At 58.7% G+C, this 18,680-nt stretch carries 17 protein-coding genes; 6 read left to right on the forward strand and 11 right to left on the reverse strand.

Translation table 11 applies throughout. The features are described from left to right. The first annotated feature begins 36 nt into the window (after positions 1-36). Genes ehuC through ehuA form a run of 3 tightly spaced genes read left to right on the forward strand, consistent with a single transcriptional unit; the run spans position 37 to position 2,183 of the window. A complete protein-coding gene (ehuC, locus tag EGT36_RS20855; RefSeq protein WP_037090508.1) occupies positions 37-702 on the forward strand; it encodes an ectoine/hydroxyectoine ABC transporter permease subunit EhuC in 666 nt (221 codons plus the stop codon). A gap of 12 nt (positions 703-714) precedes the next feature. Further along, positions 715-1,407, forward strand: coding sequence for an ectoine/hydroxyectoine ABC transporter permease subunit EhuD (ehuD, locus tag EGT36_RS20860; RefSeq protein WP_125270977.1), 693 nt, complete (start codon positions 715-717; stop codon positions 1,405-1,407). Continuing rightward, complete coding sequence (gene ehuA, locus EGT36_RS20865; RefSeq protein ID WP_006699965.1) at positions 1,404-2,183, forward strand: ectoine/hydroxyectoine ABC transporter ATP-binding protein EhuA; 780 nt, start codon at positions 1,404-1,406, stop codon at positions 2,181-2,183. The genes ehuD and ehuA overlap by 4 nt, the downstream gene beginning before the upstream one ends. Positions 2,184-2,368: 185 nt before the next feature. Here ehuA and EGT36_RS20870 read toward each other — a convergent pair whose 3' ends face one another. Both EGT36_RS20870 and EGT36_RS20875 read right to left on the reverse strand, forming a co-directional pair. Further along, entirely contained in the window at positions 2,369-3,409 is a 1,041-nt protein-coding gene (locus EGT36_RS20870; RefSeq protein WP_125270978.1) for a LacI family DNA-binding transcriptional regulator, read from the reverse strand. Then, complete coding sequence (locus tag EGT36_RS20875) at positions 3,406-3,687, reverse strand: hypothetical protein (RefSeq protein WP_125270979.1); 282 nt, start codon at positions 3,685-3,687, stop codon at positions 3,406-3,408. Before EGT36_RS20875 ends, EGT36_RS20870 begins: the two co-directional genes overlap by 4 nt. On the opposite strand from EGT36_RS20875, the gene EGT36_RS20880 reads away from it, so the two are divergent. The 3 genes from EGT36_RS20880 to EGT36_RS20890 all read left to right on the forward strand — a co-directional run bounded on the left by EGT36_RS20880 (position 3,674) and on the right by EGT36_RS20890 (position 6,942). Beyond that, complete coding sequence (locus EGT36_RS20880) at positions 3,674-4,576, forward strand: sugar phosphate isomerase/epimerase family protein (protein WP_125270980.1); 903 nt, start codon at positions 3,674-3,676, stop codon at positions 4,574-4,576. The genes EGT36_RS20875 and EGT36_RS20880 overlap by 14 nt on opposite strands. 81 nt (positions 4,577-4,657) lie before the next feature. Then, positions 4,658-5,830, forward strand: coding sequence for a Gfo/Idh/MocA family protein (locus EGT36_RS20885; protein ID WP_125270981.1), 1,173 nt, complete (start codon positions 4,658-4,660; stop codon positions 5,828-5,830). Positions 5,831-6,012: 182 nt separating this feature from the next. Next, positions 6,013-6,942 (forward strand): sugar phosphate isomerase/epimerase family protein, encoded by a 930-nt coding sequence (locus EGT36_RS20890; protein ID WP_125270982.1) that lies wholly within the window; start codon positions 6,013-6,015, stop codon positions 6,940-6,942. 176 nt (positions 6,943-7,118) lie between these two features. Here EGT36_RS20890 and EGT36_RS20895 read toward each other — a convergent pair whose 3' ends face one another. The 9 genes from EGT36_RS20895 to EGT36_RS20935 all read right to left on the reverse strand — a co-directional run bounded on the left by EGT36_RS20895 (position 7,119) and on the right by EGT36_RS20935 (position 18,279). Then, a complete protein-coding gene (locus tag EGT36_RS20895) occupies positions 7,119-7,481 on the reverse strand; it encodes a hypothetical protein (RefSeq protein WP_125271431.1) in 363 nt (120 codons plus the stop codon). 259 nt (positions 7,482-7,740) lie between these two features. Further along, complete coding sequence (locus tag EGT36_RS20900) at positions 7,741-9,165, reverse strand: amidase (protein WP_004437431.1); 1,425 nt, start codon at positions 9,163-9,165, stop codon at positions 7,741-7,743. A gap of 10 nt (positions 9,166-9,175) precedes the next feature. Next, the gene (locus tag EGT36_RS20905; protein ID WP_125270983.1) at positions 9,176-10,306 is read right to left on the reverse strand and encodes a M20/M25/M40 family metallo-hydrolase; all 1,131 of its coding nucleotides are present in this window, start codon (positions 10,304-10,306) and stop codon (positions 9,176-9,178) included. Positions 10,307-10,386: 80 nt separating this feature from the next. Further along, complete coding sequence (locus EGT36_RS20910) at positions 10,387-11,547, reverse strand: M20 aminoacylase family protein (RefSeq protein WP_112765992.1); 1,161 nt, start codon at positions 11,545-11,547, stop codon at positions 10,387-10,389. A gap of 32 nt (positions 11,548-11,579) precedes the next feature. Beyond that, positions 11,580-13,082 carry a M81 family metallopeptidase gene (locus tag EGT36_RS20915; protein WP_037090487.1) on the reverse strand — a complete coding sequence of 501 codons (1,503 nt, stop codon included), beginning with the start codon at positions 13,080-13,082 and terminating at the stop codon, positions 11,580-11,582. An 18-nt stretch (positions 13,083-13,100) separates the two neighbouring features. After that, complete coding sequence (locus EGT36_RS20920) at positions 13,101-14,771, reverse strand: ABC transporter ATP-binding protein (RefSeq protein ID WP_125270984.1); 1,671 nt, start codon at positions 14,769-14,771, stop codon at positions 13,101-13,103. Continuing rightward, positions 14,768-15,625 carry an ABC transporter permease gene (locus tag EGT36_RS20925; RefSeq protein WP_244456003.1) on the reverse strand — a complete coding sequence of 286 codons (858 nt, stop codon included), beginning with the start codon at positions 15,623-15,625 and terminating at the stop codon, positions 14,768-14,770. Before EGT36_RS20925 ends, EGT36_RS20920 begins: the two co-directional genes overlap by 4 nt. A gap of 29 nt (positions 15,626-15,654) precedes the next feature. Next, positions 15,655-16,596, reverse strand: a complete 942-nt coding sequence (locus EGT36_RS20930) for an ABC transporter permease (protein WP_004437414.1) — start codon at positions 16,594-16,596, stop codon at positions 15,655-15,657. Between the two features lie 72 nt (positions 16,597-16,668). Continuing rightward, positions 16,669-18,279 carry an ABC transporter substrate-binding protein gene (locus EGT36_RS20935; RefSeq protein ID WP_077987911.1) on the reverse strand — a complete coding sequence of 537 codons (1,611 nt, stop codon included), beginning with the start codon at positions 18,277-18,279 and terminating at the stop codon, positions 16,669-16,671. Positions 18,280-18,680: the final 401 nt, after the last annotated feature.

Raw genomic sequence — 18,680 nt, forward strand, 5'->3', positions numbered from 1 at the left:
CGGGCGCCGTTCCTCGGGAATTCGGGAAAACTCCAGATGGACATGACTGCCTATCTGCCGATGTTGTGGCAAGGCGCCGTCGTCACCATGACGATTACGGTGGCAGCACTTGTCGTCGGCACCGTACTCGCTTTTTTCTTCGGCATTCTGCGCGTCGAGGGCGGACCCATCCTGTCGGCAATCGCGCTCTGTTATACGGAAGTGTTTCGCGGCACCTCGCTGCTGGTGCAGCTATTCTGGTTCTATTATGCCCTGCCGCTGGTCGGGTTGAGCTTCGATCCGATCACGACAGGGGTGCTGGTGCTTGCCGCCCATGCTGGCGGCTACGGCGCGGAAATCGTTCGCGGCGCGCTGTCCTCCGTCTCGGTGCAACAGCTGGAAGCCGCACGCGCGCTGAACTTCACACGCATGCAGACGCTTTTTCGCATTTCCTTGCCACAGGCGATCGTCGAAATGATGCCGGCTTTCGGGAATCTGGCCATCGAGACACTAAAGCTTTCCTCGCTCGTCTCGTTGATCTCGATTGCCGATCTCACCTTCGCGGCACAGTCGATCCGCAACCTGACGCTGGACAGCGCCAGCATCTATTCGGTCACGCTGCTTTGTTACTTCGCGATGTCGCTGATCCTGATGGTCGTCATCCGGGCGATCGAACGCTTCGTGCGGCGCGGCAATGTCTTCCCGCGCACGCGCCATTCGTAAGGATATCTTCTCATGATGTATGGTTACGAATGGGACACGACCACCTGGCTTACCTACACGACCTCCATCCTGCCCATCATCCTGATCGGCCTGACCGTGACGCTGAAGGCAGCCGCCGCCGGTTTTGCCATCGCACTGGTTCTGGGTCTCGTTTTCGCCCTGCTGCGCCGCAGCCGGGTGAAGATGATCTCCTGGCCGACGGCGTTGGTGGTCGAATTCCTTCGCGATACGCCGCTTCTGGTGCAGCTGTTCTTCCTTTATTACGTGCTTCCGGATTTCGGCATCGTCCTGCCGGCGTTTCTGACCGGCGCGCTGGCGCTCGGCCTGCAATATGCGGCTTACACCTCCGAAGTCTATCGCGGCGGCATCGAAGCGGTGCATCACGGCCAGTGGGAGGCGGCGACCGCCCTTAACCTGACGCGCATGCAGACCTACACGGACATCATCATTCCGCAGGCCGTTCCCCGCATTGTTCCGGCCATGGGCAACTATCTGGTTGCCATGATCAAGGAAACGCCGGTGCTTTCAGTCGTCACGGTTCTTGAAATGATGGGGCTTGCCAACATGATCGGCGAACGCACCTTCGAATATCTGGTGCCGCTGACGCTTGTCGGCCTGATCTTCCTCCTTCTGACCATAATCTGCTCGGCAGGCCTCAGCCGCCTGCAAAGGGCGCTCCCAAAAGCAGGAATACCCTTGCGATGACCAACACCACCAATCAGCCACTCATCGAATTTTCGGATGTCACGAAACGTTTCGGCATTCTGACGGTGCTCGACCAGTTCAATTTCAGCGTGGCGAAGGGTGAGAAAGTCACCCTCATCGGCCCTTCCGGCTCCGGCAAGTCAACGGTCCTGCGCATTCTCATGACACTCGAACCCTTCCAGGAGGGAAAACTGACGCTGGCTGACATGTCTTACCATGAGCCGGGAGGCAAGGGCCCCTTCATGGCCTCGGAAAAACACCTGCGCCAGATCCGCAACCACGTCGGCATGGTTTTCCAGAGCTTCAATCTCTTTCCGCATATGACCGTGCTGCGCAACATCGTGGAGGCGCCGGTGCGTGTTCTGGGTATCGCCCGTGGAGAGGCTGAGGCGCGTGCGATCGAACTATTGAAAATGGTGGGGCTTGCGGACAAGAAAGATCATTATCCGGTTCAGCTTTCCGGCGGACAACAGCAGCGTGTCGCCATCGCCCGCTCGCTCGCCATGCGCCCGCGTGTATTGCTTTTCGATGAGCCGACCTCGGCGCTGGACCCGCAGCTGGTGGGCGAAGTGCTCTCCGTCATCCGCGATCTCGCGCATGAGCACGATCTGACGATGCTGCTTGTCACCCACGAAATGCGCTTTGCCCGTGAGGTATCGGACAGGGTGTGCTTCTTCGACAAGGGGCGCATCTGCGAACAGGGAAAGCCGGAGGAAATTTTTGGAGAGCCGAAAGAAGAGCGGACCCGCGAGTTTCTCTCTTCGGTTCTGCGGTAAGCATGGTTGCCCATAAAAAGCCGACTACGAAAAGCGTCCGCGTTCTCGCACCGTGCCACCGACCGCTGCCATTCTTCACCACGTATCGTAACAGGCGCGCGCACCACCAGCCTTGGTGTGGATTGGCTTTTCCCAATCGGTAATTTCACGCAGTTAGAGAATTTTGAATTCCCACTACCCTGCGATCATGTCCAGATGCTTTCGGGCGTCAGGATTTCAAAGGGCACGATCCGCTGTTCGACGGAAGACGAATCCGCGTTCTCGATGCGCCGCAACATCACGTCGATCAATTGTTGCGGCATCCTGTCGAGGGGCAGTGGCAGCGAAGCGGTAATCAGCCCCTCATTCAAGCCCTTGCGCGTTTCCGGGCCGATATCGTTGCAGACGATCTTTATGCCGCGCTGTTTCTCCGCAGGCAGCTCCCTGAGCGCCCGCAAGACGCCCGATATGCCGCCGCCATTGACATATACCCCCCTGAGCCCTGGTTCGGCAGCAATGATGTCCCGAATGACGGCATAGGCATTTTCCGGCTCTTCATGGGTCAGCAGTGTTTCCGCTACCTGCAGTTCCGGCGTGTTCTCGCGCATGTAGGAGCGAAAACTGGCATCTGAAACATCCTGGCACTGATAACGGTTGCTGCCGATCAGGGGCACGACCACCCCCTCGCCTTTCACGGTCTGGCTGAGGAACCAAGCGGCCGTCCTGCCGCGTTTCCAGCTGTCGGTTCCGACAAAACCCGCCCGGCTCGCCGCTGACAGATCGGACACATAGGTCACCACGGGAACACCTTTGCTCCGCAACTCATCAATGGCCTGGCTCACAAGCGGGTGATCGGCAGTCACAACCGCAATTGCGTTGCAGGACTGCCCCATCTTCAGGAGATTGGCGGAAACGGCCTCCGGTGAAAGATCGTCCTCAAAAACCACGTCCGGCTCTATGACGCTTTCCAGCCTCTGGTGTGCGGCAGTGACGATCCCTTCTCCCCAAAGGCGGTAAAGCGGCCGGTGGGATTGCTGCAGCAGGAAGCCCAGCCTGTAATGTGGCAAGGCCTCGCGCCTTCGGTCCTTGATGGTGCCCAGACCATAAAACCCGATCTCCTGCGCCGCCCTGAGAATCTGGTTGATCGTATCCTGACGTACGGCGCTCGAACCGTGCAGCAGCCGGTTGACAGTGGAGATGCTGACGCCCGCGGCTCTCGCAAGATCGGCAATGGTGGGTCGATTCATGGCGCCCTCAATCGTATCATTGATGAATGACATGAAATGATACGAAATGCAACGCCAAATGAAATATAAATTCCATTTCCGCGAAAATGAAAGATATAAATCGGCCTGTCATTCAGGCCCATCGGGAGGATGGGCGGGGAGGAAGCAATGGCATTTTTCAGGAAATCTTTCGCGATACGAACCGCGTCGCTTGTGATGGCGTCCATTGCCTTTGCGGCCATCCGCCCTCGCCATCCAGTCGAGACATAAGAAGGATCAAGATCGATGAAAATCGCCATCGACCCCCACATGCACCGTTTCACCAGCCTCGATGAGCTGCCCGCCAAAGTTAAGGAGCTCGGTTACGACTGGATCGAACTCAGCCCGCGTGCCGATTTCCTCGAATGGTTCAAGGCGCCGCGCGTGTTTCCCGAACGTATCAGGTCCTTCAAGAAGGCTTTGAAAGAGGCCGATGTCGGCATCGCCGCGCTGCTGCCAATGTATCGCTGGGCCTCCAATGATGAAACCGAGCGGCAGGCAGCGGTCAAACACTGGAAACGCGCTATCGAGATCGCAATCGAACTTGATGTCGACACGATGAACTCGGAGTTCGGCCGTGGACCGCATCCCGACAAGGGCTCATGTTATTGCTGCCATACGGGTTCGATGATCGAGGCCTGCGAGGATGCATGGTGGCGCTCGATGGAAGAGCTGGTACCGATCTTTGAGCGCGAGAACATCAGCCTGCATGTCGAGCCGCATCCGGAAGACTGGTGCGAAACGCTGCAGCCGGCGCTTGATATCATCCGCACGGTAAACTCCAGGAATGTCAAATTCCTCTATTGCGCGCCACACACCTTCTATTTCGGCGACGACACCAAGGCGATGCTTCGGGAAGCCAAAGACGTGCTGGCCCATGTGCATGTGGGCGACACCTTCAACCACAGGGCAAGTTCTGGGCTCCGCTACATTCTCAACCCGCCCGGGACACAGGCAAGGGTGCACCAGCACCTGAATATCGGTCAGGGCGAAGTGCCATGGGACGACTTCTTCGGCACGCTCGCTGAAATCGGTTTCGACGGCATCATGACCTCCTGCGTCTTCGCCTGGGAAGACAGGGCGGATGAATCGAGCCGGTACATGCGCGCCAAGATGCAGGACTATATCGACCTCTATTTCAAGAAATAACGCGAAAAACCGGTGCCGGTGCCCAGGCAGAACCTGCCTCTGGCTACGCCATTCGAAACATCCGACGGAAAGACGATCGACATGATCAATGGAGAAAGACTGATTTCGCGACCGCTGCGCTGGGCCATGGTGGGCGGCGGCCGCACGGGACAGGTAGGATACAAGCACCGCACCGGCGCCCTGCGCGATGGCAATTACCAGCTCGTCGCCGGCGCCTTCGACCTGGATGCCGAAATGGGCCGCGATTTCGGCGTCAATCTCGGCGTGGAGGCGGAACGCTGCTACCCGGATTACAGGGCACTGATAGCTGGCGAAACCGCGCGCAAAGACGGTATCGACGTCGTCTCCATCGCCACCCCCAACTTTACCCATTACGAGATCACCAAGGCCTGCCTTGAAGCCGGGCTGCACGTCATCTGCGAAAAACCGTTATTCTTCACCGTTGCAGAATGTGACGAGGTGGCGCGGCTGGCCGAACAGAAGGGACTGATCGTCGGCGTCACCTATGGCTATACCGGCCATCCGCTGGTGCACCAGATGGCTGCCATGGTCAAAAAGGGGATGCTGGGCGATATCCGCATCGTCGATCTGCAATATACCCACGGCTTCAATGCCGGCGACGATGTGGGCGCTGGCGAGGCCGTCAAATGGCGTACCAATCCCCGTACCGCTGGCCCGACCTTCGTGCTCGGCGATATCGGTACGCATCTCTATTATCTCTCGGAAATCGTGCTGCCGCACATGAAGGTGGAACGACTGCTGTGCGACCGGAAGGCCTTCATCCCGACGCGGGCGCCGCTGGAGGACCATGCGACGGTTCTCATCCATTATGATAATGGCGCACGCGGGCGTCTGTGGGTTTCTTCCGTCAATGCCGGCAATATGGGGTCGCAGCGTTACCGCTTCATCGGCTCCAGGGCGTCGCTTGAATGGTCCGATTCCCGTCCCGATCAACTGATCTATCAGGTTCAGGGCGAGCCGGAGCGTATCCTGCATCACGGCATGCCGTATCTGGAAGAGGAGAGCCTTGCTATCGATCGTATGGGCGCGCTGCACACCGAAGGTCTCGGTGATAGCTGGTCGAACATTTACCTCTGGATCGCCCAGGCAATCGATGCGGCCAATCGCGGTGACAGGGCTTTTCTCAAGACCCATCACTATCCCGGCATCGCAGCCGGCACAGAAGGCGTTCGCTGGCTGGAAAACTGCGTTCGTTCGGCCGATGCCGGTGCCACCTGGGTCGATTTCGCATAATGGATTTAAGGGCATTCCGGATCAATCCTCCTCCGGCTGGGTCAGCCTTCAAGTGAGGATTTCACCAAATTCACCAAGCGGACAGCCGGCCCTCCATCGTTGCCCTGCAAGCTGCCATCAACCGCTGAGACCTTGCACCGGGCTAGAGAACAGTCCGATGTCGCTGCCGCCATGAGGATCAAATGACCAACCCGATCACCATCACCACCGCTCCCTGCTGCTGGGGTGTCGACGACGTCAAGAACCCGCATCTTCCCCATTGGGAAAGGGTGCTGGACGAAGCGAAAGCAGCCGGTTTCGGCGGTCTGGAACTCGGCCCCTACGGTTATCTGCCGCTCGACCTCAGGCGCGTTTCGCAGGCGCTGGATGAACGAGGCCTCAAGATCGTCGCCGGCACCATCTTCGACGATCTGGTCTCACCCGGAAATTGCGACAATCTGCTACGCCAGACTGAGGAGATCTGCGCGCTGATAACGCGCCTGCCAAAGCCGGAAACCCATGCGGGCCAACGCTTTTCCGCCCCCTATCTGACGGTGATGGACTGGGGCCATGACGAGCGTGATTATGCCGCCGGACATTCTGACCGCGCGCCACGTCTCGATAAAACCGCCTGGCGGGGCATGGTGGAGAACATCCGGGCCATCGCAACGCTCGCCCGGGACAAATATGGCGTGCGCGCCACCTTACATCCCCATGCCGGCGGCTACATCGAGTTTGCCGATGAGTTGCAGCAGATCGTTGAGGACATTCCCGCAGATCTTGCGGGTTTCTGCCTCGATACCGGCCATATGGCCTATTCCGGCATGGACCCCGTCGCCACGTTGCGCCGCTATTGGGATCGCGTCGACTACATTCATTTCAAGGATATCGACGCCGCGGTCTTTCAGGAAGTGATGGCGGAGCGCATCCGCTTCTTCGAGGCCTGCGCCAAGGGCGTGATGTGTCCGATAGGCCGCGGCTCGATTGACTATCCAGCCATCCGCAGCCTCCTGACCGAACTTGGTTATGGCGGCTATATCACCATCGAACAGGAACGCGATCCGCGTAATACTGGCAGCATTCTCGATGATCTGGCAGCCAGCAGGGCATTTCTTGCAAAAAGCGGCTTCTGAACCCGAAGGGCGCGGCCAGCGGCCGCGTCTCCCGTTTTCATACAATGGCTGCCTCAATCTTCAATGATCGTTCGATCATATGCGAGAGCCTTTGAAGCGAGAGACTATTCCCGCAACGTCCAATATCGGGACGCCATGAAAGGCCGGGGCTAACTGACGGCAGGCGGCTCTGCGAACTAAACCTCGACAGGCTCGCGGACATCATCCAGCAGAAAGTGCACCATCACATAAGGCGTGGTATATTTTTGACCGCTATCCGACACGCTTTCGACACTGCCGCCATCGGAGGGATGCCACTTCTGGTAATGGGGATTATTGGCGATCAGCGTAATGGCCTTGCCCGCAAACCTGCCGTTCAACCGATAGCGAGCCTCGGCAAGCGGCCAAATTTTCTCGAAGTCCTGCTGGCTGATACGAACTTTCAAGGCTTTCCTGGAAATGGTTTTTCCCGGCGATCCATCCTCATGTGCCACCGGTGGAATATGCAAGTCGACCTCTTCCGCATCGTCCAGCAGAAAGGCAAATTCATCTGGCCACATCCGTCTCACGTATCGCTCCTCCCAAAGCTTAGCGCCCCACAGCATCCCCATGATAGCGCCTCAGCCGCTACAGGCAATGACAGAGATGTGTTGTTGCGAACAGACGGAAGCCCGGGATGCAACAGAAACCATACTCATGGCTCTGCAATTAAACGCAGGACCCGGTCCAACGAGACGATATTACTTGCTACAAGCCGCATAAGCTATCCGTCTCAGACCGGCTCGCGCTTCAAAGAAAGCCCCGGAGCGCCAAAGGGGTTTACATGACCGCATCACCCGTCTGGATGTCAGCTGACTGCTCATACGCCAGTGCAAATTCAAGGGTTGCCCGGTCACTGCGTGGTGGTCCCACCAGCTGTATACCAGTCGGCAATCCGTTAACCCCGAATCCCGCGGGAACGGCCGCCACGGGAAGTCCAGCCAGCGTGGGACCGATCACGACCTCCATCCAGCGATGATAGGTGTCCATGGCTTTTCCGTCGATTTCGGTCGGCCACGAGAGATCGATATCGAAAGGGAATACCTGTGCACTCGGCATCAAAATAAAATCGTACCGTTCAAACAATCTGCAGAGATACTGGTACCAGGCTGTCCGGACGACGGACGCATTAAAGATATCGGCGGCACTGCACGAAAGCGCGATGTCGAATTCAAACATCTGTTGCCGATTGAGAAGCGACCGTGTTTCCGGCTGGTCATAAAAGGCGCGCAGGCCGTGGGTCACGCTGAAGCTGCGCAATGTCATCCACGCTTCCCAGAGTTTCGGCAGTTCGAAATCCGGCACGAGTTCATCGATATCGCAGCCCATGTTCGCCAGGACGGCGAGAGCCTTGCAATCAACATCCAGAACCCCGGGCTCAAAGGGAAGATATCCACCGAAATCACCAAACCAGGCGACTTTCATTCCCTGTGTCGTTGCAGGACCTCGGATTGCCAGACTTTCGTCCGCCAGGGATAGCGGGTCGCGCCGCTCATAACCTGCCTGCGTTGCGAGAAGCAAAGCGGCGTCCTCCACCGTCTTGCCCATGGGGCCTGAAGTGGCAAGCTGGCCAAGGAAAAGCTCGTTCCCTTTTGCGCCCGGTACCCTCCCGAAGCTCGGCCGGAAGCCGATAACGTTGTTGAAGGCGGCAGGATTGCGCAGTGAGCCCATCATATCAGAGCCATCTGCGACCGGCAGCATCCGGCATGCGAGCGCCGCCGCCGCGCCACCGGAAGAACCGCCGGCGCTTCTGGTCCTGTCATAGGGGTTTCGGGTTGGGCCATGGACAGGGTTGGTCGTATGGGACCCGAGGCCAAATTCGGGCGTGTTGGTCTTGCCAATGAAAATCGCGCCGGCGGCGCGAACACGTTCCACATGGAGACTGTCGGCGGTGGAAACAAAATTGTCAAAGAGCGGCGACCCCCAGGAGCACGGCAGGCCCTGAACTTCGGAGAGATCTTTTACCGCCTGGGGAAACCCGTGCATCCAGCCGCGCGAGCGCCCTTCCTCAAGTTCCCGGTCACAGGCGCGCGCCTCCTCCAGCAACTCTGTGCTTGGTCTACGAAAGACGATCGCATTCACGGCTGGATTGAGGCTGTCGATGCGATCGAGATAGGCTTCCATCACCGAGAGGCAGGAAACCTGCCGCAGGTGGATTGCCCTGGAAAGCGCGGCTGCGGAGAGCCGGGTGATGTCGCCTGTCATTACTCTGTCCTCAATCCAGCGTCGCCAGAAGTCCGGCCATCAGCCTGCCGCGATCGATCAGGCTGTCAATTTCGATGTGCTCTTCGAGGGTGTGATAACCTGTGCCACGCAGCCCCAGGCCACAGAGCGTGGCAATGCCGAGCGCGCCCGTAAAATTGCCGTCGGAACCGCCGCCTGAACTGCCGTGGGGAAGGCAAACCCCAAGACTGTCGGCAAGCAAACGAGCCTTTTCGTAAAGCGCCATGGTTTCCGGACGGTCCGGTGGCCAGACGGGTCTGGTGACGCCGCAGGTGACCGAGAACTCCACCTCGTTTTCCACCCCTGACAAACTGAGCATTCGGGCGACACCGGACGCGAGATCGTCATCGGTTTTCGCCATGGACAGCGCCTCGGCCGTGCACAGCGAAGAGACACAATTGACCCATTGCCCGCCATGCATGACGCCAACGGAAAAAGTGCAGTCGTCGTCGCTCATTGCATCAATTTCAATCACCCTGCGGGCCATTTCGCGAATTGCAGACCGCCCGGATTTCGGCGAAACGCCGGCATGCGAGGGTCTGCCGCGGGCCACCAGGTTGTAGCGGGCGATGGCATAGCGACCGGTGACCACCCCGTTCTCTTCCCGAGCTGGTTCGGGAACCAACACGTATTTGTTGCGCCGGGCCTCAGCCTCGATCAGGTCCCGCGTCGATGGTGTGCCGATCTCTTCGTCGGGGGTCAGCAAGACGGTGACCGGCAGGCGGGTGCCGATACCCGTGTTCAGAAGCTGCCTCATTGCTTCCAGTACCAGAAAATTGCCACCCTTCATGTCGAGTATGCCCGGGCCGTAGGCACGAGTATCCTCGATACGAAACGGGAGTTCTTTCAGCGTGCCAACCGGGTGAACCGTATCGAGATGACCGGAGACGAGAATTCCAGGCGTGCCGTGCGTGTCGCCAAAACGCGCACGCAGGCTGCCGCCAAGTCCCATACGGCCGGGGATTCGTTCTATTGTGGCACCGATCGTTGCGAAATCGGTGGCAGCAAGATCCATCATGCGATCCACGGCTGCAGCATCGAATGTCGGGCTTTCGCATTCTATCCAGGGCCTCAGACGCTTCAGCATGGCGTCTGTATCAAAGGGAAGTTTGGTGAAATCCATAATTGGGGCTCGTTTCATCGTGACGGGACGCCCGCGCACAAGGGAGGGGGCAATCCCGATCTTGTGGCAGGGCATGGGCGTCAGGCGGCCAGACGTTTTTCGACGACACGCGCCAGAAGGCTCGCACCAACCGGCAGAATATTGTCATCCAGAACAAAGCCCGGATTGTGCAGCTGTACCGATCCGGCATGGCCAACGGTGCAGTAGACGCCGGGCACCTTGTAGAGCATATCGGCAAAGTCCTCGCTGCCCATGACAGGCTCGTCCTTCGTATAGACAAGATCTGCACCCACGATGTCGCGGGCGGCATCAGCGAAACCCTCTACAAGTTCTTCCGTATTGATGAGGACGTCGAAAACATTGCGAATGTCTGTTACAATTTCGACTTCGAAAGACGCGGCAAGGCCGGCTGCGATGGTGCGCATACGCTCACGGATCTGTTCATTCACCTCGCGATCGAGATAACGCACCGTGCCGGAGACTGTCGCCTCTTCCGGAACGACATTATAGGCGGAGCCGGCATGAATCTGCGTGACCGACACCACGGCTGACCGAAGTGGAGAAATGTTGCGCGACACGATCGATTGCAGGGCCGAGACCAGGTGAGTTGCGACAATGACGGGATCCTTGGACCCTTCGGGACGCGCACCGTGGCTGCCGCGTCCCTTGATGTGAAAATCGAAGAAATCAGCGCCGGCCATTGCGGTGCCGGGTTTGATGCCGATCTTGTTCGGCTCCTCGTTCGGCATATTGTGCAACCCGTAGAGCTCGTCACAGGGGAAACGTTCAAACAGGCCATCTGCCAGCATGGCGCGAGCCCCGCCGCAGCCTTCTTCGCCGGGCTGAAAAATGAATACGGCCGTGCCGGCAAAATTGCGGGTTTCGGCGAGGTATCGCGCGGCACCAAGTAACATGGTCGTGTGACCGTCATGGCCGCAGCCGTGGAAGCGGTTCGCGATTTTCGACGAGTATGGCAGGTTGGTACGCTCTTCCATCGGCAGCGCGTCCATGTCGGCACGCAGGCCGATGGTACGCCCGCTCCCCTTAGCCCCCTTCAAAACGCCGACAACGCCGGTCTTGCCGATGCCGCGATGCACCTCGATGCCGTAGCTCGCCAGCTTGTCGGCAACGATGGCGGAAGTTCGTATCTCCTCAAAACCGATTTCCGGATGAGCGTGAATGTCACGGCGAAGGGCAGTCATTTCATCGTGCCAGGCGGCAATTTTCTCGATAACGGGCATTGCTGTATCCTTGAATTCAAAAAAGTGACGGATCAGGAGAGGGCGGCAGAGAGAGGGGAGAGGCGGACGCCCGGGCGAAGCCTCCTCCATGGAAGGGCAGCCGGGTCAACGGCCATTGGACCGGGTGCGGCACAAACGAGAATTGTCTCGGCAAACGGTTCGAAATCTGCGCGGAAGTGCACCGAGCTCTTGTTGACGAGAATGCTCGACGTTTCCGGCTCAATGCCGAGATAACGGAACAGGCCGCGGTCGGCCATCTGCACCTTGTGAGAGGCTACGGCTACGCGAACGCCACCGATCCTGAGGCACGCTGAAGGTCCAAGCCGCATCAGGGTGTCGCCGTAGTAGGGACCGGTGACGCGTGTCAACCCGTCGGACAATGCTTCGACGATGAACTCGGCCTCAAGCGGCTCGTCGCCGGGAATGCCGGATTTTCCACCGAGCGCGATGCGGATCGTTGCGCCGACGCCCGCTGCCTGTGCTGCCAGCGCAGCCTCAGGGTCATAGAGCAGGCCAAGTGCTGCGTTCTGTGCACCGTTGTCGATGAGAGCCCGCAGCATTCCGGTCGTATCGGAATCGCCACCGGCCCCGGGATTGTCCTGCGTATCCGCAAGCACGACCGGCTTTGCGGCGGTTGCGGAAAGACGGATTGCCTCCTTTACGCCCTCATCAGCGCTGTAGACGCGCCCGGCAAAGGCGGGCTCGCTGGCGTCGATCAGGGCCTTCAGCTCGTCGGCGGCAAGATCAGCTGCTTCCTGCGTCGTTCCATAGGAGAGAACAGTCGCACCGCAATCGTTGAAATCGGCAGCCGGGAAGCCGGGAAAGAAGGAGAGCGAGACAATTGTTTTCTCTTCCTCCAGTCCTGCGAGGCGGGCGTAGATGGATTGCGCCGGCTCCATCTCAGTACATTGCCACGATATGGGGATCAGATAGTCGATCTGACGATAGGACTTCGCAAAACGCTCACCATCCATCAGGCGGTCAAGCAAACCCGCGGCACGTTTGCCAGTCAGGGCCATGTCCACATGCGGATAGGTGCGGTAGCCGATCATGACATCGGCGTCGTCGACCGACCGCCTAGTTATGTTGCCGTGCAGGTCGAGACTGACAGCGACGGGGATGTCGTGGCCGACTGCGCTTTTGATGCGGGCGAGAAGTTCGCCCTCGCCATCGTCCAGATGTTCACAGACCATGGCTCCATGAAGATCGAGGTAGATTCCGTCGACGGGCAGCGCTGCCACGATGCCGGCAACGATCTCACCGGCAATGCGCTCGAAAGCATCCTCGGTAACATGAGCAGAAGGAACGGCGCTTGCCCGCAGTATAGGAACAACTTCCCAGTTTGCTTGCCGGGCGTAATCGAGCGCGCCCTCGATACCGGTATTTGCGCCCCGGACGAGAGCGATCATCTCCTCGCCACGGCAGAGCGGCAGATGGCCGGATCCCTTCAGAAAGGCGTCATAAGTGGCTTTGGTGGGAGCAAATGTATTGGTCTCATGAATGAAACCGGCAAAGGCGACACGCCGGGACGTCATCGGTCATTCTCCTGGAAATTATGCAGCTTCGGGGGCAAGCGGCCGGAAATTGGCGAAATCCCAATGCCGCCCCGGGGCGGCATCGATAAGCTGGCGGGTGTATGCATGAACCGGACTGGTGAGCACTTCGTAGCCGCTGGCATATTCCACAATGCGACCTTTCTGCATAACGATCACGTCGTCACATATCTGGGCGGCAACGCGAAGATCATGCGTGATGAACAGGATGGAAATACCGAGCTTTTCCTGCAAGTCCGCAAGAAGGTCGAGTACCTGTGCCTGAACCGATACGTCGAGTGCCGACACTGCCTCGTCGGCCACGAGAACCTTCGGGCTCATGGCAACGGCACGGGCGATCGCGATGCGCTGGCGCTGGCCGCCTGAGAACTGGTGAGGATAGCGGCTCACTGCGTCCGGGGGCAGGCCGACGATTGCGAGAAGTTCGCGCGCTCGCTTCAGGGCGTCCCGCCTCGGCGTACCGTAATTTACTGGCCCTTCAATGATGCTTTCCCCCACCGTGATACGCGGGTTGAGCGAGCGATAGGGATCCTGAAACACCATCTGGATATGCTGGCGATATGGCTGCAGGGTCCGGCGGGAGAAATCGGCGATTTCCTGTCCCGAAATGCGGATCGAGCCGGAGGTGGGATCGATCAGCCGCATAATACAGCGAGCGACGGTCGACTTGCCAGAGCCGCTTTCACCGACGATACCGAGAGTACGACCCTTCTTCAGTGTGAAGGACACATCCGTCGCGGCTTTTGTTCCGGCCGCGGTTTTTCCGAAAAAGCCTTTTTTGCCATACACCTTCTCAAGCTCCGAGGCCGAGAGCACGACCTCGTCCGAAAGCGCGGGGCGCGGCTCACGTGGTTGAAGGCTTGGCACGGAAGAAAGAAGCGTGCGGGTATAGTCCATTTCGGGCGCGCTTAAAATCCTGTCGACCGGACCACTCTCGACGAGATTGCCACGGTTCATGACGTAGACGGTGTCTGCAATCTCGGCCACTACGCCCATGTCGTGGGTTATAAAGAGAACGGCGGTACCCTGCTTTTCCTGAAGTTCATTGATGAGCTTGAGGATCTGCTTCTGGGTCGTCACATCAAGGGCTGTGGTCGGTTCGTCGGCGATCAGCAGTCTGGGTTTGAGGATCAAGGCCATGGCGATCATGATACGCTGGCGCTGTCCACCCGAGAGCTGATGGGGATAGGCTGCGAATATCCGCTCGACATCGGGCAGATGCACTTCCCGCATCATCTCAAGAACGGCGATCTTCTGCTCTCTTGCTGAAAGCGTCGTGTGCTCCTGAAGCACCTCGCAAATCTGCCTGCCAACCGTCAGCACCGGGTTGAGTGCTGTCATCGGCTCCTGGAAAATCATGGCAATATTTTTCGAGCGCAGTGCCCGCATGCGACCGGCGTCGGCCTTGAGGAGGTCTTCACCTTCAAAGAGGATTGTACCCCCTGCAGGTTCAAGAGAATTTCGCGGCAGGAGCCCCATCGTAGCGAGCGAGGTCACCGATTTGCCAGAACCGCTCTCGCCCACAAGGCACACAGTTTCTCCGGCTCGGATGGTGACCGAAATGCCGTTGAGGACCGGCACGCTGTCATCGTCTCCGGTCAGGCGGATGACGAGGTTCTCGACGCGCAATACTTCGGACGCGGTGGCGGGATCGAATGCAACAGCCGTCATTTCGCGGCCTCCCTTTTCTTCATGCGCGGATCGAGCAGATCGCGCGCCGTATCACCGAGAAGGTTGATGGATAGAATGCAGAGCGAGAGCACCAGACCTGGCCAGAAGATCAGTTGCGGATTGATCTGGAAATAGGCGCGTCCCTCGGCCATGATATTTCCCCATGTCGGTATTTCCGTGGAGACACCAGCCCCGAGGAAAGACAGGATCGCTTCTGTAAGGATCGCCGAGGCGCAGACATAGGTGGCCTGCACGATGAGCGGCGCCAGGGTATTCGGCATCAGATGCCGCCAGAGGATTTTCGGAAGGCCCGAACCGGCAGCGATCGCGGCCTCGACGTAGGGCTCTTCGCGTGCAGTCAGCACCACCGAGCGAACAAGACGCACCACACGAGGAATTTCCGGGACAGTAATGGCGAACATGACGGTCCAGATATTTGCCCCGGTGAGCGAAACCACGGCGATGGCGAGCAGCAGGCTTGGAATTGCCATCAGTGCGTCCATGATCCGCATGACCACGGCGTCGAGGAACCGAAAGAAGCCCGAGACCAGGCCAATCCCCAGTCCGACAGCCACCGAGATGACAGTCGCTCCGATACCAATAAAAAGGGAGATGCGAGCCCCGTAAAGCACACGCGACAGCAGGTCCCGTCCGTAGGCATCGGAACCGAGCGGGTAGATATCGCTGGCGGGCTTGAGGCGGGCAGAGGGCGTCATGGCCACGGGATCATGCGGAGCAAGCCATGGCGCGAGAACAGCCATGAGAATGATCAGGGTAAGAATTGCAAGCGCGATGGCAGGGACGAGGACAGCTTGTCCGCGTTTTTTTCTGCCGGCGAAGACGGGCAGCCGCATGGCGGCACCAAAAAGCGTGGAATTGGCCATCAGTACCGTATCCTCGGATCGAAGAAGGAGTAGGAGAGGTCGATGAGGAGATTGACCATCACATAGATACCGCTTGTCAGCAGGATCATGCCCTGAATGACAGGGTAATCGCGGGCAAGAATGGCATCGACCGTGAGCCTTCCAATGCCGGGAATGTTGAATACGCTCTCCGTTACCACGACGCCGGAAATAAGCAGCGCAAAGCCGGTGCCGATAATGGTGAGCACAGGAACCGCGGCATTGCGCAGCGCGTGGCGGAACAGGACGGTATTTTCCTTCAGCCCTTTTGCGCGGGCGGTTCGCACATAATCCTCGCCCAGCACTTCGAGCACGGAGGCGCGTGTCATGCGGGCGATCAGCGCGATATAAATGGAAGCAAGTGTGAGGGCCGGCAAAATGGCGCGTTCCGCGAAAGGACCGACGCCTTTGGTGATGCTCCGGAAGCCCTGCACCGGAAACCATTTGAGGTCGATGGCGAAGACCTGGATGAGGATATAGCCGATCACGAAAACCGGCACGGAGAAGCCGACGACCGACACCGTCATGACGGCATAGTCGATCCACGTGCCGTGGCGCCACGCAGCGATGACCCCAAGTGGAACGGCAATCAGCACCGACAGGACGATCGTGACGAGCGCAAGGCTCACGGTCGGTTCGATGTGCTTGCCGATCATCGCAGTGACTGGCGTATTGGAAATCAGCGACACGCCAAGGTCGCCCTGGAGAAGCAGCCAGAACCACGAGACGAATTGCACGACGATTGGTTTGTCGAGGCCGAGGGCAGCGCGGATTTTCTCAAGCTGCTCTGGCGTGGCCATGTCGCCGGCGATGATGGCGGCCGGATCGCCGGGCGTTATGCGCAGCAGGAGAAAAACGAAGACGGCGACCGTGATCATTACCGGAACGGAGGCCAGAATTCGGCGGAACGTATAGGCGAGCATAAGCATCCTCACGTCGGTTGGGCAGGCAGGGCAGCGGCATCCACAGGATGCCGCCATGTTCTTCCACGAGGCTCAGTCTTCTGTTTTCTCGATGTTCCAGAACACGGGAACCGGCGATTCCAGGAAGCCGGAAAGCTGGTTGCGCCACACGGAGGGGTTCTTGTACTGGCCAAGCGGAACGTAGCTGACCTCGTCCATGGCATGGGCCTGAAGCTCGGCGGCCGCAGCCTTCTGCTCTTCAGCTGTCGCCGCGGCGATGTATTTGGCGCGCAACGCTTCCAGCTTCTCGTCCGTCTGCCAGCCAAAAAATCCCTTGGCGCCGCGACCGTTCAACATCGGATTGTTAAGCGGCGTCATGATTTCCGGCACAATCCAGTTGGTGAAGAACATGTTCCAGCCACCCTCAGCCACCGGCTTCTGCGAGGCGCGGCGAGTGACGAGCGTCTGCCAGTCCATGGGCTGAAGTTCGACGTTGAAGCCCGCAGCCCGCAGCGCAGCCGCAGCCACGACGGGCTGGGCCTTGACGGTCACGACGTCGGTTGGCTGAAGGATGACAACGGGAGTTCCGTCGTACCCGGCCTCCTTGAGGAGTGCCTTTGCGCTTTCCATATCGCCCGCGCCGGTCAGGCTTTCCGAACCGGCAAGTGCTTCAAGCGGCGTGCCGCAGCCGAAGACGGAGCCGCAGATGGTGTAGTAGTCCGGATTGCCGATCAACGCGTCGAGAACATCCTTCTGGTTCATCGCTTTGAGAGCAGCCTGGCGGATCTTCTTGTTATCGAATGGCGGGTAGAGGAAATTCATGCGGCCCATGGTCTGCGAGCCAAGCGTGTTTAGCGTCTTGACGGTCAGTTCGTCATTGCTCTCGACAAGTGGCAGAAGATCAACTGGCGGAGCTTCGATATAGTCGATCTCCCCGGACTGGATAGCGTTGATTGCCGTCTGGGCATCGGGCATGCTCAACCATTCCACACGGTCGACCTTGACCACCTTTCCGCCGGCCAGCCAGCTCGCAGGCTCGTTGCGCGGCACATAATCGGTGAATTTTTCATAGACCGCCTTGACGCCCGGCTGGTACTCGGCCGTGACGAACCTGAAGGGGCCGGAACCGACAAATTCGGTAATGGCGGTATCGGCCGGGGTTGCGGCAATACGTTTCGGCATCATGAACGGCACAACCGAAGACGGCTTGGCCAGAACGTCGGGCAAGAAGCCGAAGGGTTCCTTCAGCTTGAAAACAAAGGTCCTGTCGTCCGTAGCCGTCAGGCTTTCTGTCTTGTCGAAGAGGATCTGACCGGAAGTATCCCGCTTGCCCCAGCGCTGAAGCGAGGCAATGCAGTCTTCTGCTGTCACAGGTGTGCCGTCGTGCCATTTCAGACCGTCGCGCAGCGTGAATGTATAGGTCAGCTTGTCATCCGAAACGGTGTAGTCAGCCATCTGGGGCTGCGGTTTGAAATCGGCATCAAGCGCCAGCAGCGTGTCATAGATCATGTAGCCGTGATTGCGTACGATATGAGCGGTCGTGATGATCGGATCGAGAATACGCAGGCCAGAATGCGGTACGGCCATCATTGTTGTGGCCGAGGCATCCGTTCCAAAGCCCGCAACACAGGCTGAAAGGGCGATGATCGCCGCAACGAGCCGGCTTCTTGCCCGGCTTGCTTTTCTGGTCAACTGAGCGTGCATGATTTCGCTGTTCCCTTTTTTGTTTGGCAGGTAGCGACCGAAACGCGCGGGCATTGGCCCGCACGCAAGCGCACGGCACCCTTCCGATCCGGACCGTTTTCGATAATGTCGCTGCGATCCCTCAAAGTTTGCGCAGCGAAGAGCACTTGTACCGCCGCAAAGGTGCGGCGAAACATACGACTGCAATACCTTGCGCAACTGCGGCTGTGAGACCGCAACGCGAGAGGCTTGCAAGGTTCAGCTTACTGTCACATGGCCAGCATGTGGGCATAGCTGACTATGACGTCATTCCGATTGGCATAAAGTGCAAGGCGTTCCCCTTAGGATTATTTTACCGCGATGCGATTGCTATTCTCGACTATCGATTATAGGTTCGTTGAAAGCCTTGTCAACGATCTTGC

This window comes from Agrobacterium sp. FDAARGOS_525, from assembly GCF_003938925.1.
GTDB lineage: Bacteria > Pseudomonadota > Alphaproteobacteria > Rhizobiales > Rhizobiaceae > Agrobacterium > Agrobacterium pusense.